Origin of the sequence: Aeromonas sp. QDB20, from assembly GCF_027707805.1 — a bacterium.
Taxonomy (GTDB): Bacteria; Pseudomonadota; Gammaproteobacteria; order Enterobacterales; family Aeromonadaceae; genus Aeromonas; species Aeromonas dhakensis.
In genome coordinates this window covers 64,329-80,004 of record NZ_JAPCJC010000011.1, presented here as the reverse complement: position 1 = coordinate 80,004, position 15,676 = coordinate 64,329, and the positions used below count along the sequence as shown (strand labels likewise).

The following is a 15,676-nucleotide window of genomic DNA, read 5'->3' as shown; positions in this document are numbered from 1 at the left end:
CTCGCCTTTGTGATCTGCCTAGCAGAATTGCAGTACATTCGCGCATAACAGGGGATCAGGATCATAGACCTTCTCATCAAAGCCTGCTTAGATAGGGGCCGACCGTATACCACGCACCATTTTAGTGCACCAAAACGATCCAAGGTTGCACTACTTTGAGGCGTAACGCGCTGAGATAGCGAGTCTCGGGGCAGGCCCGTAGTCGCAAATGCCCTGAAATCAAGCTGTCACAAACTTGGCACGATACTGGCTTATGTGAATGTGATGACGCATTCACCCTAAGAGTTTTAACACCGGAGGTTACTTAGCATGTCAGCCCAGAACGTTTTGGCCCTGATCCAGGAACACGAAGTCAAGTTTGTCGACCTGCGCTTTACCGATACCAAGGGTAAAGAGCAGCACGTATCCATCCCTGCCCACCAGGTCGACGAAGATTTCTTCGAAGACGGCAAGATGTTCGACGGCTCCTCCATCGGCGGCTGGAAAGGCATCAACGAATCCGACATGGTGCTGATGCCGGATCCTGCCTCTGCCAAGCTGGACCCGTTCACCGAAGAGACCACCCTGAACATCGTCTGTGACGTGCTGGAACCCGCTACCATGCAGGGTTACGACCGCGATCCGCGCTCCATCGCCAAACGTGCCGAAGACTTCCTGAAAGCCAGCGGTATCGCCGACACCGTGCTGTTCGGGCCGGAGCCGGAATTCTTCATGTTCGACAACATCACCTTCTCGAACACCATGGGTCACAGCTTCGTGAAGATCGAATCCGAAGAAGCCGCCTGGAACTCCGGTACCAACTACGAGCACGGCAACAAAGGCCACCGTCCGTTCGTGAAGGGCGGTTACTTCCCAGTTGCCCCGGTCGACTCCTCTCAGGACATCCGCGCCGCCATGTGTCTGGTGCTGGAAGAGATGGGCCAGGTCGTTGAGGCTCACCACCACGAAGTGGCCACTGCCGGTCAGAACGAGATCGCCACCCGCTTCAACACCCTCACCCTGAAGGCTGACGAAGTACAGGTACTGAAGTACGTGATCCACAATGTGGCCCACGCCTACAACAAGACCGTCACCTTCATGCCGAAACCCATGTTCGGTGACAACGGCTCTGGCATGCACTGCCACCAGTCTCTGGCCAAGAACGGCGTCAACCTGTTCGCCGGCGACCTGTACGGCGGTCTGTCCGAGATGGCGCTGCACTACATCGGCGGCATCATCAAGCACGCCAAGGCCATCAACGCCTTCGCCAACCCGACCACCAACTCCTACAAGCGTCTGGTTCCGGGTTATGAAGCACCGGTCATGCTGGCCTACTCCGCCCGCAACCGCTCTGCCTCCATCCGTATCCCGGTGGTACCGAGCCCGAAAGCGCGCCGCATTGAAGTCCGCTTCCCGGATCCGGCTGCCAACCCGTACCTGGCTTTCGCTGCCCAGTTGATGGCCGGTCTGGACGGCATCATCAACAAGATCCATCCGGGCGATGCCATGGACAAGAACCTGTATGATCTGCCGCCGGAAGAAGCAGCCGAAGTGCCGACCGTGGCCGGCTCTCTGGACGAAGCCCTGGCCGCGCTGGATGCGGATCGCGAGTTCCTGACCCGCGGTGGCGTGTTCAGCGACGACTTCATCAACTCCTACCTGGAGCTGAAGCAGCAGGACGTTGACCGTGTGCGCATGACCCCGCACCCGCTGGAATTTGAACTGTACTACTCCGTTTAATCCGGATCCCAGCTCAGAACTTGACCAAACCCGCCGACAGGCGGGTTTTTTCTCTGATAGGATTAAGCAGAATCCCGTCAAGGAGAGATGGATGAAAACCGCCTACCCAGTATGGATGCTGAGCCTGTTGCTGCTGGCCACCAGTGCCGCCCAGGCCGCCAAGGTATACTCCTGGACCGACAACCAGGGGGTCGTCCACTACACGGATGCACCGCCCCCGGGACAGAAGGCCAAGGAGGTCGATCTGCGCGTCGCCCCCTTCATCGGTACTGCCCCCCGCTCGGTCCAGGTGGACAATTTCAACAGCCTGACCGGTGTAGATGCCAAAAAAGAGAAGGAAGCGGCCAAGCTGGTGATCGAACTGCTCTCCCCGGAACAGGGCAGCACCCTGCGCGACAACACAGGCAACGTGGTGTTCCAGGGCCAGGTCAGGCCCCAGCCCCCCACCCAGTATGACGTGCGCCTGACCCTGGACGGCAAGGCGGCCCCTCTCGTCAACAATGCCCTCGCCATCCGGGTCGAAAACCTGGATCGCGGTGCCCACGAGGCCCAGCTCGAGCTGCTCGCCAAAGACGGTACGATCCTTGCTAAATCCAAGGCAGTCACCTTCTACCTGCACCGGGCCAACATCAATTCAGCCCCCAAAGCGACCCCGCTCAACAACAAGGGGTGATCCTGTGCCTCGATACGGGTAGACTAAATGCACCACATTGGTGCATAGCTGGTGTATAGCACCGTTTTAGGGAGAAACCAGTGCCAACCCGCCCGGATCAAGCCAGGATACTGCTCGACAACCTGCTGACTGCCGTCATCCTGATGGATGAACGGCTCTGCATCCAATTCGTCAACCCCGCTGCCGAGCAGCTGCTCTCCCTCAGTCAGCGCCGATTGATCGGCATCGAGCTGCCCCATCTGCTGGAACATATCTCCCTCGATCTGCAGCGTCTCAAGCAGTGCCTCAGTTCGGGGCAGGGCTTCACCGACAGCGAAGTCACCCTGGTGGTGGAGGGGGAGCCCAGGCTGGTGGAGATGAGCGTCAGTCCACTGGCCGACCACGAACAGCGGCTGATGGTGGTGGAGCTGCGCAAGATAGACCAGCAGAAGAAGATCAGTCAGGAGTTGCAGCAGCATGCCCAGCAACAGGCGGCCAAGGAGCTGGTACGCGGCCTGGCCCACGAGATCAAGAATCCCCTCGGCGGTCTGCGCGGCGCGGCCCAGCTGCTGCAAAAGGAGCTGCCCGACCCCGCCCTGCGCGAGTACACCGGCATCATCATCGAGCAGGCCGACCGGCTGCGGGTACTGGTCGATCGGCTGCTAGGCCCCCAGCGGCCCGGTCGCCACCAGATGCACAACGTGCACTCGGTGCTGGAGCAGGTGCGCCGGCTGGTGGAGCTGGAGCTACCGCCGACGGTGCGTATCGAGCGGGATTACGATCCCAGTATCCCGGAGTTCGAGATGGAGCCGGACCAGCTGCAGCAGGCCTTTCTCAACATGGTGCGCAACGCCGCCGAGGCCATCGGCGAGCAGACCGGCCTCATCCGCATCAAAACCCGCACAGCGTTCCAGATCACCATCCACGGCCAGCGCTACCGGCTGGCGGCCGAGATCAAGATCATCGACAACGGCCCCGGCATCCCGGATGCCATCCGCGACACCCTCTTCTATCCGATGATCACCGGCAAGGAGGGAGGCACCGGGCTCGGCCTCTCCATCGCCCAGAATCTGATCGACCAGCACAAGGGGCGGATCGACTGTATCAGCTGGCCCGGCCATACCGAATTCACCATCTTTCTACCGCTTCGCAAATAAGGGAACGTCATGACAGCAAAAGTGTGGATCGTCGATGACGACAGTTCTATCCGCTGGGTGCTGGAGCGCACCCTCGGCAGTGAAGGCTTCGAGTGCGAAAGCTTCGCCGATGGCGAGGCGCTGCTGAGCTCGCTGGAAATGCGCTCGCCGGACGTGATCCTCTCCGACATCCGCATGCCCGGCATCGACGGCCTCAGCCTGCTTGAGCAGATCCATCGCCGCCAGGCCGACCTGCCCATCATCATCATGACCGCCCACTCGGATCTCGACAGCGCAGTCAACGCCTACCAGCGCGGCGCCTTCGAATACCTGCCAAAGCCGTTCGACATCGACGAGGCGGTCACCCTGGTGCGCCGCGCCGAGAATCACCTCAAGGAGCAGCGCACCAAGCGCAAGGCTCGCCAGCAGGATCCGGCCAGCAGCCCGGAGATCATCGGCGAGGCGCCGGCCATGCAGGAGGTATTCCGCGCCATCGGCCGGCTGTCGCGCTCCAGCATCTCGGTGCTGATCAACGGCCAGAGCGGCACCGGCAAGGAGCTGGTCGCCCACGCCCTGCACAAGCACAGCCCACGCGCCCACAAGAACTTCATCGCCCTCAACATGGCGGCCATCCCGAAAGATCTCATCGAGTCGGAACTGTTCGGCCATGAGAAGGGGGCCTTCACCGGTGCCAACAACATCCGCCACGGCCGCTTCGAGCAGGCCGACGGCGGCACCCTGTTTCTCGACGAGATCGGCGACATGCCGCTCGACGTGCAGACCCGGCTGCTGCGGGTGCTGGCCGACGGCCAGTTCTACCGGGTCGGTGGCCATCAGCCGGTGCAGGTGGATGTGCGGATCATCGCCGCCACCCACCAGAACCTGGAGAAGCGGGTGGCCGACGGCGAGTTTCGGGAAGACCTGTTCCACCGCCTCAACGTCATCCGCATCCACATTCCCGCCCTCAAGGAGCGGCGCGAAGACATTCCCCAACTGGCCCGTCACTTTCTGCTGCGGGCAGCCAAGGAGCTGAACGTCGAGGCCAAGAGCCTGCATCCGGATACCCAGGCCTATATCAGCCGTCTGCCCTGGCCCGGCAACGTGCGCCAGCTGGAGAACGTCTGCCGCTGGCTCACCGTGATGGCCTCGGGGCAGGAGGTGCTGGTGAGCGACCTGCCCACCGAGCTGCTGACCCCCATCACCAGCACCGCTGAGCCGGGCCAGCCGGCGCTGTCCGGCGGCTGGCAACAGCAGTTGCAGGATTGGGTCGCCGCCAAGCTGGCACTGGGGGAGACCGACATCCTGGCCGATGCCCTGCCCCAGTTCGAGCGGATCATGCTGGAAACCGCGCTGGACCATACCCATGGCCACAAACAGGAGGCGGCACGCCTGCTCGGTTGGGGACGCAATACCCTCACCCGCAAGCTGAAGGAACTCGACCTCTCCTGAGTCCCGAGGAAAAACGATTCCCATCACGCCTTGGCAAATCGCCGACCAATAAGACCCCGTTTGATTTCAAACGGGGTATCTTTTTTGGAAGCCCCGCCTAGAATGGCAGGCTTTCCAACCCGACTCGAAGAAGGCGCCATCATGATTGACAGATCTCTTCCCCTGACCGACCTGCACCGCCATCTGGACGGCAACATCCGTCCGCAGACCATCCTCGAGCTGGGACGTCAGCACAATATCCAGCTGCCGGCAGACGAACTCGAAGCGCTGCGCCCGCATGTGCAGATCGTCGAGAACGAGCCGAGCCTGGTCGCCTTCCTGAAGAAACTGGACTGGGGCGTAGCTGTGCTGGCCGACTACGATGCCTGCCGCCGGGTGGCCTACGAGAACGTGGAAGACTTGCTGCGCGCCGGCATCGACTATGCCGAGCTGCGTTTCAGCCCGGCCTACATGGCGATGGCCCACAAGCTGCACCCGCAGGGCGTGGTCGAAGCCATCATCGACGGCGTAGCGGCCGGTAGCCGCGACTTCGGCATCAAGACCAACCTGATCGGCATCATGAGCCGTACCTTCGGCACCGAGCAGTGCAAGCAGGAGCTGGATGCCTGCCTGGCTCATCGCGACAAGCTGGTTGCCATCGATCTGGCCGGCGACGAGCTGGGCTTCCCGGGCGAGCTGTTCACCGAGCACTTCCGCCGGGTGCGCGATGCGGGCATGCGCGTCACCGTGCACGCCGGTGAAGCCGCCGGCCCCGAAAGCATGTGGCAGGCCATTCGCGAGCTGAGGGCCGAACGTATCGGCCACGGCGTCAAGGCGATTCAGGATCCAGCCCTGATGGCCTATCTGGCCGAGCACCGCATCGGCATCGAATCCTGCCTCACCTCCAACATTCAAACCACCACGGTGGCGAGCCTGAGCGAGCACCCGATCCGCCAGTTCCTGGCCGCCGGCGTGCTGGCCTGTCTCAACACCGACGACCCGGCGGTAGAGGGGATCGACCTGCCCCACGAATACGAGGTGGCGGCCCCGGCTGCCGGCATGACGATGAGCGAGATCCGCACCGCCCAGCAGAATGGCCTGACCCTGGCCTTCCTGAGCGAGAGCGAAAAGGCTGAGCTGAGCGCCCGCGCAGCCCAGCGCTGAGTACTGCCAGGCCCAATAAAAAAACCGCCGAGAGGCGGTTTTTTTATTTTCCAACAGCATCGACCGGCTTAGATCACCCGGGAAAACTGCTGCTGGCGCGCCTTGCTCCGCAGGTAAACATCGAAACACATGCAGATGTTGCGGATCAGCAGCTGACCGGTAGAGACTACCTCCAGCCCCTCTTCGGTCATGTGCACCAAGCCGTCATCGATGAAGGTCTGCAGCAGCTTGAGATCCTCGGCAAAGTACTCCTTGAACACCAGACCATGGGCCTGCTCGACGGCGGCAAAGTTCAGGGAAAAATCGCAGATGAGGCGCTTGATCACCTCGCGGCGGATCAGGTCGTCCCGATTGAGGGAACACCCCTTCCACTGGGCGTGCCCCAGCGTTTCCACCTGGGCGTAGTAGGCCTTGAGCTCTTTCTGGTTCTGGGAATAGGCGTCACCAATCATGCTGATGGAGGAGACCCCCAGCCCCAGCAGGTCGCAATCCCCCTGGGTGGTATAGCCCTGGAAGTTGCGATGCAGCTTGCCCTCACGCTGGGCCACCGCCAGTTCGTCGTCCGGCTTGGCGAAGTGATCCATGCCGATGAACTGGTAACCCTGACCGGTCAGGAAGGCGATGGTGTCCTGTAGCATGGCCAGCTTCTCCTGCGGCGCCGGCATGTCCGCCTCCTTCAGCTTGTGCTGGGCGGCAAAGCGGCTCGGCAGGTGGGCATAGTTGAAGATGGAGAGGCGCGCCGGGTCGGTCTTGAGCACCTCTTCCAGGGTGTGGTGGAAGCTCTCACGGTTCTGATGTGGCAGGCCGTAGATGAGATCCAGGTTGGTGGAACGAAAACCCAGTTTGCGGGCCCGCTCCAGCATGGCGCGGATGAAGTCGTTGTCCTGCTCGCGGTTGACCGCGACCTGGACCTCCTTGTTGAAATCCTGCACGCCGAGGCTGATGCGGTTGAAGCCGATCTCCCGCAGCACGTCCAGCATGGAGAGCGCGATCTCGCGCGGATCCACCTCGATGCTGATCTCCCCCTCTTCGGCGAAATGGAAGTGCTCCCGCAACATGGTCATCAGTCGGCGGGTCTGGGGTTCATCCAGATAGGTGGGCGTGCCGCCGCCCCAGTGCAGCTGAGTCACCAGCCGCTCCTTGAACAGCGGGGCCTGCGCCCTGATCTCCTGTTCGAGGAAATCGAGGTACTGGTCAGCCTTGTGACGGTGACGGGTGATCACCTTGTTGCAGCCGCAGTAGTAGCAGAGCTTGTGACAGAAGGGGATGTGCACGTAAAGCGACAGGTTGCGCGCCGGATACTGGCTCGCGGCCTGGACGAAGTCCGGATAACCGAAGCCCTCGTTGAACTCCAGCGCAGTGGGATAGGAGGTATAACGCGGGCCGCTGTAATTATATTTTTCGATCAGGGCCTGATCCCACACAATCTGTTCTGCTTGCACGCTTGCTTCCTCTTGTTGTTATTGGCTCACCGGCTTAACTGAAAATCCTTCAGTCGGGCCACATCCTTGAGGATCTGCGCCTCCAGCTCGGCCTCATAGCCACTGCGTTCGAGATCCATCTTCATGATTTCATTGCGCTTGAGGGCCCGCCTCGCCTCATGGGTCGGCATCTCTTTCACCTTCTCATAGAGACCGTACAGACCCGGAAATTCACCAGAAAAGGCACGACCGCCCTTGATCTGCAGTGCATCGAGCAGGTTGGTCAGCCGGATGGCACCTTCGGAGTAGTCGCACTGGCCGTCTCGTACCGCGTGGGCGATGACCCTGACGCTCTCGAGAATACGCTCATTGCGAGCTGCGATGGCCTGCTGCTGGCTATCGTGCTGGCGCTTGAGACGGGCCAGCAGGGAACCGGCATAGAAGGCCAGCCCCAACAAAATCAGGCCGCCCAACAGGGCGGCCAGCATCCATCCACTCATCACTTTTTCTTCGGCTCAGGCTTGGGCTCCGGCTGATAGTCAACCTGAGTGAAACGATCCCACAGCTCCTCTTCGGAGGCAGGCTGGCTTGGCTCGTCAAAGTCGGCATCATCAAAGTCCATGTCGTCTTCGTCATCATCGTTGTCGATGATGCCAAGCTCGTCCATCAGCTCCTGATAGCGATCGACCCGCTGATCGACCCAGGCTTGCTCGGTCGCTTCCAGGGTTTCACCGGCATCCAGACGATCCAGCAGGTCATTGAGGCGATCATCATTCTCGATGGAGGCCAGCTCCTGCTCGGGGGTCATCACCAGCTTCTTCTCTTTGGCGGGTTTAGGCGCCACCGGCTTGCCACCCTTCTCTTCCACGATCAGGGCAACCGGCTTGCGGGAACCGATACGCGGGTCCTTGGCCTGCTTGGTACCGCCTTTCTTGCCGCTCTGCTCGACTTGCTGGCGGGATCCGGCCTTCAAGCCCTTGCGCTTGGCGGCGCGCTTGCGCTCACGGCCTTCCTGGGCACTGGCCTCTGATTCTTTGCGCTTACCGGCGGGCTTGCGATTGGGTTGTTTAGCCGACATGAATGACTGACTCCGACAAATAACTGGATTGAAACCCGTTCCCGGCCTGATGTGGGCCGGGGAGGATGCTGATACCAGGAGTGATGGACGAGAAACAAAAAAGTGGGATCCCGCCCCCATCCGGCCATGAATGACCGCCAAATACCGCAGGATCGGCATCCTCTGGGCATGTTGCTGGTATTTTGACACAGAATGACCGGGCGGGTTAATGACCCAAAAGAAAAAAGGCAGCCGAAGCTGCCTTGATATGTTTATGCGAGTCCCATCCCTGGCTGCAAATCACCCTGTCCGTGGTGATACGTCTGCGCATCATATCTTTGTGTGTGGTCGTCCTGACCTTAATTGGTCGATCCTGAATGTGCGTGTGCTTGCCTGACCCATGCCGACGACGTCCGGTCATCTTCTGGGGTGGTTGCGTCCCGCAGCCCCGCTCTTCCTGAACGGTCACCATCCTGGTTTTTCAATCCTTTGCCTGCCACTTGCATGGCTCCGTGGCGTCCTGCCGCCTCGACATCCTGTCTTTCACGTCATCCCTGTCGTGAACTGCCCTGCGGGCCACTCCATGCATCCACTGTATCAACTTAATAAAGTGGCTCAATCCACCAGGAACGTTTTCAAACGGAAATAATCCATCTATTGTCATTTAACATATTGAAATTAATGAATTACTAAGCATTATTCCCGAATTTTTTAAGCCCTGGCCAGGCTCATGAATGGGAGATCTCTTACAACAATGTGAGAAAAAATTGGCCAAATGGTGTTAAAGGCCAAAAAGAAACGAGGAGCCACTGGCTCCTCGTCAATATCAACGGGCTGGATAAACGACCGCAATCAGTGCAGACCCGCCACATATTTGGACAGCACTTCGATATCCTGATCGGTCAGCTTCTTGGCCACGTCCCGCATCATGCCGTTCGGATCATTGTCACGAGCGGCAGCCCTGAAGGCGGTGAGCTGGGCCTTGATGTAGGCTGGGTGCTGGCCGGAGAGGCTTGGATACTTGGCCTGCTCGACCCCGGAACCACGAGGACCATGACAGGCGGTACAGGCAGCCAGACCGCGGCTCATGTCGCCCCCCATGTAGAGCGCCTTGCCTGCCGCCACAGCATCATCGGGCACGGCGATCGGCGTCACCTTCTGGCTGGAGAAGTAGGCAGCCAGGTCCTCCATGTCCTGCTCGGACAGGGGAAGCGCCATCGGCCCCATGATGGGAGCAACCCGACCAGTTTGGCCGGAAGCTGCAGCCTTCAGTTCAACTAACTGCTTTTTGATATATGATGCGTGCTGACCAGCAATCTTGGGATACATGTCGACAAGGCTGTTTCCGTCCGGTCCGTGACAGGCCGCGCAAACGGCAGCCTTGGTTTGTCCCGCAGCGGCATCGCCCTTGGCTTGTGCCATCCCCGTTACGCCAACCATCAGAGCAAGAGTAATGACTAGGTTCTTCATGGCGTTCCAACTTCTCGTTATTAGGCTTCCAGATCCCATGCCGCTGAAGGCATGTTAAAATAAACGCGTTTAAGCGACGCCATTTTACACGATTTCACAAAAAAGTAACTCTATAACCCTCTATCTCTATGGGGAATTTACGTTGGATACACAAACTCTGAATTTCAATAAGGTGCATTTTGTGACCAGCGCACCCGACATCCGTCACCTGCCAAATGATGGGGGTGTCGAGATTGCGTTTGCCGGCCGTTCCAATGCCGGTAAGTCATCTGCATTGAATACCTTGACCAAGCACAAGAACCTGGCGCGTACCAGTAAGACCCCGGGTCGCACCCAGTTGATCAACCTGTTCGAGCTGGAGCCGGGCAAGCGTCTGGTCGACCTGCCGGGTTACGGTTATGCGCAAGTTCCGCTGGAAATGAAGCTTAAGTGGCAAAAGTCCCTGGCTGAATATCTGCAGCGTCGCGAGTCCTTGAAAGGGCTGGTGATCCTGATGGACATCCGTCACCCGCTCAAAGATACCGACATGAACATGCTGGAGTGGAGCGCCCACCGCGCACTGCCTGTCATGCTGCTGCTGACCAAGGCCGACAAGCTGAGCCCGGGCCCGCGCAACAATCAGGTCATCAAGGTACGCCAGGCCGTGGCGGCACTGGGCCCGCATATCCAGGTGGAAGCCTTCTCCTCGCTGAACAACATCGGGGTGGAAAAGCTGGCCCAGACGCTAACCGGCTGGTATCAGGCTGGCGCTGATGAGGTGATTGACGACGAACAAGAGTCGATCGAGGAATAACTCCCCTCTTGTTGACGCGGCAAGCAACCATGCAATTGGCGGAGCGGCTCCTCCGCTGATTGAAAGGCTTTCAGCCTGTGAGCCCCCTTCTCTGCCCTCCATCCACGCTTGGCTTACCTCCCTCCAAAAATCTGAATAACCATATTGATCAATGGGATAAATAGTTAATTTTATATAACAATTAACTTTTCATCCCATTGGCAACGTTTTCAAATTCATGCAGAGGAAAAGCGGCGATATCGCTTAATAAGTACCAAAATGAAATTTAATTACATTTTCTGTGGCGGAGGGATAAAAATGAGGCCGGTGCTGCAGATGCAGTACCGGCCTTAAACAATCAGTTCAAAAATTGGGAAGAAGCTAAATCTTGAGAACAAAGACGACTGGTTTTTCCTCAAGAAGCCCTTTCATTCTAACAAATATTCACCAACATTAAAGCATTTACTCTAAACGCAACCCATAAAAAAACGCCCCGATGATGACTCACCGGGGCTGCTATTCAGCCACATTCAATTACGTGAAATAAAAGGTCTGAAAGATAGAACATCTTACCTCTGTACCCTACGTTGCTAACTGTATAGCAAAGCAGCAGAAAGTGAAAGTAATTTATGTAATTTAGTTTCACGGAAAATGAATTACATAAATTTTCTTACTTTTCATGCAGATAAAAAAATCCCCAGTACGAATACCGGGGCGTTATAAAGGTGACTAGCTAGCACTTCCTCAACTATCTAGTTAGTCCACGTCTCTTGGTACAAGTTCCGCTGCTTTGAGAAAAAACTCGTAAAAATCACAGATAGATTGCACCATCCTCTGCAAACTCTTGTTCTTCAATGAGTTTTTCAGCCATCTCTTCGATGTCAAAACGTACGCTTTCGAAGGCCCGCAGTATGTCCTCCTCCCTGGCCAGGGAGAGACCGGTCATTTTTTCCAGTCGCCGGCGGCTGATGTAGCAGTCGACCAGTGCACCCATCTGCTGGGCGGGAAAATGGATGCGCTGTTCATGCGGTTGCCAGTCCGCCAGCTCGGGAAACAGGATGCCTTGATTCATAGGGTCCCCAGATTGCGTTGCAGTTCTCTCAATACCTGTTTAGTCCCTGGCCGGATTCCGCGCCACACGGTAAACGCTTCGGCCGCCTGTTCCACCAGCATGCCCAGCCCGTCCATGGTCTGGCTGGCACCATGTTGTCTGGCCCAGCCAATGAAGGGGGTATCCGTCGCACCATACATCATGTCGTAGATGGCGATGCCGGCATGGATCAGGGCAGGATCCAGCGGCGGGAGCTCTCCCTGCAGGCTGGCGGAGGTGGAGTTGATGATCAGATCGAAAGGACCGGCCAGCTGTGGGTAAGTCTGGGCACTGACGGACCCCAGATCAGCAAACTCGGCTGCCAGCTGCTCGGCCCGGGCGTGGGTCCGGTTGGCGATCACCACTTCGGTCGGCAGTTCGGCCAGCAAGGGCGCCAGCGCACCGCGCGCCGCACCACCCGCTCCCAGCAGCAGGATCCTGCTGCCGGCCAAATTCATCCCGTGGGACTTGAGGTCAGCCACCAGCCCGGCCCCATCGGTATTGTCCCCCAGCAATACGCCGTCATCGGTCAACTTGATGGTATTGACCGCCCCCGCCCGTTTGGCCCTGGTGCTCAGCCGGTCGACCAGGGCAAATGCCTGCTCCTTGAAGGGGACAGTGACGTTGCACCCTTTGCCGCCCTGGGCAAAGAAGGCACGCAATGCGGTGGCGAACTCCTCGACTGCCGGCTCGGCCAGACCATATTCCAGTTCTTGCTGGGTCTGCCGGGCAAAGAGGGTATGAATGAAGGGGGATTTGCTGTGGCGCACCGGGTGGCCAAAAACCAGATAACGATCCATCAAGGCGTTCCTTTAGAGGGCAATCTCCCGATTTAACGGGTTTTCCCCCGCGGGAACAAGTCGAATATCGGCAACAAGAAGGGGCCGCGATGGCCCCTTGCTTCACAGCCACTCACGCGGCTTGAGATAGTCGGTGTAGAGCTGCGCCTCCGGGCTGCCAGCCGCCGGTTGCCAGTCATACTCCCAGCGGGCCAGTGGCGGCATCGACATCAGGATCGACTCGGTGCGCCCCCCCGTCTGCAGACCGAACAGGGTACCGCGGTCGTACACCAGATTGAACTCCACGTAGCGACCGCGGCGATATAGCTGGAACTCCCGCTCCCGCTCGCCATAGGCATCTCCTTTGCGTCGCTCGACAATCGGCAGATAGGCGGCGAGGTAGCCTTCACCCACCGCTCGCATGAAGGCAAAGCTGTCGGCAAACGGCCAGCGATTGAGATCGTCGAAGAAGAGACCACCGACACCCCGTGTCTCGCCTCTATGCTTGAGGAAGAAGTAGCGATCGCACCAGGCTTTGAACTCGGGATAGATGTCGTCGCCAAACGGCTGGCAGAGATCGTGGGAGACCTGATGCCAGTGCCGAACGTCTTCTTCGAACGGATAGAACGGCGTCAGATCGAAGCCCCCTCCGAACCACCAGATGGGCGCCTCCCCCTCTTTTTCGGCGATGAAGAAACGCACGTTGGCATGGCTGGTTGGCACGTAGGGGTTGTGCGGATGGATCACCAGCGACACCCCCATGGCCTCGAACCTGCGGCCGGCCAACTCGGGGCGATGGGCCGTAGCGGAAGCTGGCATGGCATCGCCATAAACATGGGAGAAGTTGACTCCCCCCTGTTCGATCACGGCGCCATGGCGCAGCACCCGGGTACGGCCACCGCCGCCCCCCTCACGCTGCCAGGCATCCTCCACAAAGTGCCCGGCACCGTCAGCCTGCTCCAGTCCGCGACAGATGTCGTCCTGCAACTGCAGCAGGAAGGCCTTGACCTGGGCCACATCCGGTTTGCTCATCTTGTCTCCAGTCAGCCAGGATCGTCGCCTGACCCTATTATTGTGATGTCCTCGAACCGGCTTTCCGCCCGTCCGCATAGCCACCAGACCTGGTCACCAACGCCGCTCAGGAGGGGCGAATGACGGCACCGGTTCTGGCATCCTTGATCTCGGATGGGTTGGCCTGCCCACCCACCTCACCGGGCAGGATATAGGCCAGCTGGCTGGCCAGCAATTCGCCGATGTCGGCCAGCCGGCGGGCGGGTTCCTCACCAGTCAGGTTGGCACTGGTGGAGACCAGTGGCTTGCCGAAGGCGCGGCACAGCGCCTGTACCTGTGGATGGGCCGTGACGCGCACGGCCAGGGTGTCAAATTGCCCGGTCAGCCAGGCCGGGGTATCGGGACGAGCCGGCATGATCCAGGTAAAGGGACCGGGCCAGCTGGCCTCCACCCTGGCCAGCTGCTCGCTGGTAAGCTGGTCCAAATCGATGTAATCCTGCAGCTGGGCCAGGTCGGCGGCAATCAGGATCAACCCTTTCTCTACCGGTCGTTGCTTGATCGCCAGCAGGCGTTGTACCGCCGCTTCGGAATCGGGGTCACATCCCAGGCCAAATACCGCTTCGGTAGCGTAGGCAATCACCCCATCGTGCTGGAGTGCGGCAACAGCAAGTTCAAATTCTTTGGACATAAAAAATGCGACAGCCGGGCTGTCGCCTCATCATCAATTAAGGTTGACCCCGCAGGGTGGCAACCACCGTAGCCCCCTTCATCACCCTGCCAACAACAGAGCGAAGCTGACCGTGGTTGCCGTCTCGGGGCTTACTTGAGTTGAGCCTGCAGGGCGGCATCCTTGGCCAGCACCTCGTCGGCATTCTTCTGGCGCTCGGCCCGAACCTTGGCCGCCAGTTCATCATCGGCCACCGCCAGCATCTGGGCTGCCAGATAGCCGGCATTTTTGGCACCGGCTTTACCGATAGCCACGGTTGCCACCGGCACACCACCCGGCATCTGCACGGTGGAGAGCAGGGCATCCAACCCCTTGAGCGGGCCACCATCGATGGGCACGCCGATCACGGGACGCGTAGTGATGCCAGCCACGGCACCAGCCAGGTGAGCGGCCAGACCGGCGGCGCAGATAAATACCTTGCAGCCACGGGCTTCGGCATCGGTTACGTACTGGTGGGTCGCCGCCGGGGTACGGTGTGCGGAAGTCACCTTCACTTCCACCGCGATGTCGAACGACTTGAGAACCTCAAGAGTGGTCTGCATCACGGGAAAATCGGAATCAGAGCCCATCAATACGGCAACGAAAGGTTTAGTCATGGCGGGAATTTCCTTACTCCAAGTGGGGGGTGGAAGGTTGCCGAAAACGTTTCAATTCGCTCAAGGCGGCGCGATTATACCCGCTCGCTCTGGTGGCCGCATTTCTTTTGCGGACAGATCCAGCGCACGCTCCCCCGCACCTTTTTCTCCACCATGATGCCCCAGCCGCACTGCGGGCAAGGCATGGCAACCGGCTTGTCATTGACGACGTATTTGCAGTGGGGGTAGCCGTCGCAGGAGTAGAACTGCTTGCCATAACGCGAGGTGCGACTGATCAAATGACCCTTGCCGCACTCGGGACAGAGCACCTGGGTATCGTCACTCTCCTGCAGGGATTCGATGTGCTGGCAGGCCGGATATTGGGTACAGCCCACGAACAACCCATAGCGCCCCTTCTTGATCGCCAGCGGTTGACCACAGTCCGGACAGGCAGAACCCTCGAGCACTTTCTCGATGTCACGGCCGGAGGGGGTCAGGGAGCGAATGAAGTCGCAGGCAGGGTAGGCGGAACAGCCCAGAAAAGGGCCGTGCTTGCCCTGACGGATCACCAGCTCGGCACCACACTGCGGGCATGGCTCACGTTCAAGCGCATGCTCGTGGGCAGAAAAGAGGTGGTGATCGATCTTTGACATGGGCCGCGCCTTGAAATCCAGA

16 protein-coding genes are annotated in these 15,676 nt (G+C 59.3%); 6 read left to right on the top strand and 10 right to left on the bottom strand.

The genetic code is table 11. From position 1 onward, the window contains the following. The first annotated feature begins 309 nt into the window (after positions 1-309). The 5 genes from glnA (at position 310) to add (ending at position 6,099) form a co-directional block, all read left to right on the top strand. A complete protein-coding gene (gene glnA, locus PG897_RS14235; protein WP_005307807.1) occupies positions 310-1,719 on the top strand; it encodes a glutamate--ammonia ligase in 1,410 nt (469 codons plus the stop codon). Positions 1,720-1,810: 91 nt separating this feature from the next. Next, the gene (locus tag PG897_RS14230) at positions 1,811-2,392 is read left to right on the top strand and encodes a DUF4124 domain-containing protein (protein WP_201882193.1); all 582 of its coding nucleotides are present in this window, start codon (positions 1,811-1,813) and stop codon (positions 2,390-2,392) included. 80 nt (positions 2,393-2,472) lie between these two features. Continuing rightward, positions 2,473-3,528, top strand: coding sequence for a nitrogen regulation protein NR(II) (gene glnL / locus PG897_RS14225; RefSeq protein WP_005307805.1), 1,056 nt, complete (start codon positions 2,473-2,475; stop codon positions 3,526-3,528). 9 nt (positions 3,529-3,537) lie between these two features. Beyond that, on the top strand, positions 3,538-4,956 hold the full coding sequence (gene glnG, locus PG897_RS14220; protein ID WP_005307804.1) for a nitrogen regulation protein NR(I): 1,419 nt from the start codon (positions 3,538-3,540) through the stop codon (positions 4,954-4,956). A gap of 141 nt (positions 4,957-5,097) precedes the next feature. Continuing rightward, positions 5,098-6,099, top strand: a complete 1,002-nt coding sequence (gene add, locus PG897_RS14215) for an adenosine deaminase (protein ID WP_201882195.1) — start codon at positions 5,098-5,100, stop codon at positions 6,097-6,099. Between the two features lie 68 nt (positions 6,100-6,167). Here add and hemN read toward each other — a convergent pair whose 3' ends face one another. The 4 genes from hemN to PG897_RS14195 all read right to left on the bottom strand — a co-directional run bounded on the left by hemN (position 6,168) and on the right by PG897_RS14195 (position 10,047). After that, positions 6,168-7,541, bottom strand: coding sequence for an oxygen-independent coproporphyrinogen III oxidase (gene hemN / locus PG897_RS14210; RefSeq protein WP_201882197.1), 1,374 nt, complete (start codon positions 7,539-7,541; stop codon positions 6,168-6,170). Positions 7,542-7,567: 26 nt separating this feature from the next. Beyond that, the gene (locus PG897_RS14205; protein ID WP_017783305.1) at positions 7,568-8,008 is read right to left on the bottom strand and encodes a DUF2489 domain-containing protein; all 441 of its coding nucleotides are present in this window, start codon (positions 8,006-8,008) and stop codon (positions 7,568-7,570) included. An 11-nt stretch (positions 8,009-8,019) separates the two neighbouring features. Then, positions 8,020-8,598: a Der GTPase-activating protein YihI gene (yihI, locus tag PG897_RS14200; RefSeq protein WP_026141129.1), complete on the bottom strand. Its 579-nt coding sequence runs from the start codon at positions 8,596-8,598 to the stop codon at positions 8,020-8,022. Positions 8,599-9,429: 831 nt separating this feature from the next. After that, the gene (locus tag PG897_RS14195) at positions 9,430-10,047 is read right to left on the bottom strand and encodes a c-type cytochrome (protein WP_005307797.1); all 618 of its coding nucleotides are present in this window, start codon (positions 10,045-10,047) and stop codon (positions 9,430-9,432) included. Between the two features lie 142 nt (positions 10,048-10,189). Between PG897_RS14195 and yihA the strand changes: the two genes are divergently transcribed. Next, entirely contained in the window at positions 10,190-10,840 is a 651-nt protein-coding gene (gene yihA, locus PG897_RS14190) for a ribosome biogenesis GTP-binding protein YihA/YsxC (protein WP_005307794.1), read from the top strand. A 790-nt stretch (positions 10,841-11,630) separates the two neighbouring features. Here the strand turns inward: yihA and PG897_RS14185 are convergent. The 6 genes from PG897_RS14185 to PG897_RS14160 form a co-directional block, all read right to left on the bottom strand. Beyond that, entirely contained in the window at positions 11,631-11,891 is a 261-nt protein-coding gene (locus PG897_RS14185; protein WP_005307791.1) for a DUF1488 domain-containing protein, read from the bottom strand. Further along, positions 11,888-12,709 carry a shikimate dehydrogenase gene (aroE, locus tag PG897_RS14180; RefSeq protein ID WP_201882200.1) on the bottom strand — a complete coding sequence of 274 codons (822 nt, stop codon included), beginning with the start codon at positions 12,707-12,709 and terminating at the stop codon, positions 11,888-11,890. Before aroE ends, PG897_RS14185 begins: the two co-directional genes overlap by 4 nt. 102 nt (positions 12,710-12,811) lie before the next feature. Continuing rightward, positions 12,812-13,720, bottom strand: coding sequence for an oxygen-dependent coproporphyrinogen oxidase (hemF, locus tag PG897_RS14175; RefSeq protein WP_117405660.1), 909 nt, complete (start codon positions 13,718-13,720; stop codon positions 12,812-12,814). Between the two features lie 106 nt (positions 13,721-13,826). Further along, the gene (locus PG897_RS14170) at positions 13,827-14,387 is read right to left on the bottom strand and encodes a Sua5/YciO/YrdC/YwlC family protein (protein ID WP_005307782.1); all 561 of its coding nucleotides are present in this window, start codon (positions 14,385-14,387) and stop codon (positions 13,827-13,829) included. A 131-nt stretch (positions 14,388-14,518) separates the two neighbouring features. Beyond that, positions 14,519-15,022 (bottom strand): 5-(carboxyamino)imidazole ribonucleotide mutase, encoded by a 504-nt coding sequence (gene purE, locus PG897_RS14165; RefSeq protein ID WP_005307779.1) that lies wholly within the window; start codon positions 15,020-15,022, stop codon positions 14,519-14,521. 74 nt (positions 15,023-15,096) lie between these two features. Beyond that, complete coding sequence (locus PG897_RS14160) at positions 15,097-15,654, bottom strand: DNA topoisomerase family protein (RefSeq protein ID WP_005307777.1); 558 nt, start codon at positions 15,652-15,654, stop codon at positions 15,097-15,099. Between the last annotated feature and the right edge of the window lie 22 nt (positions 15,655-15,676).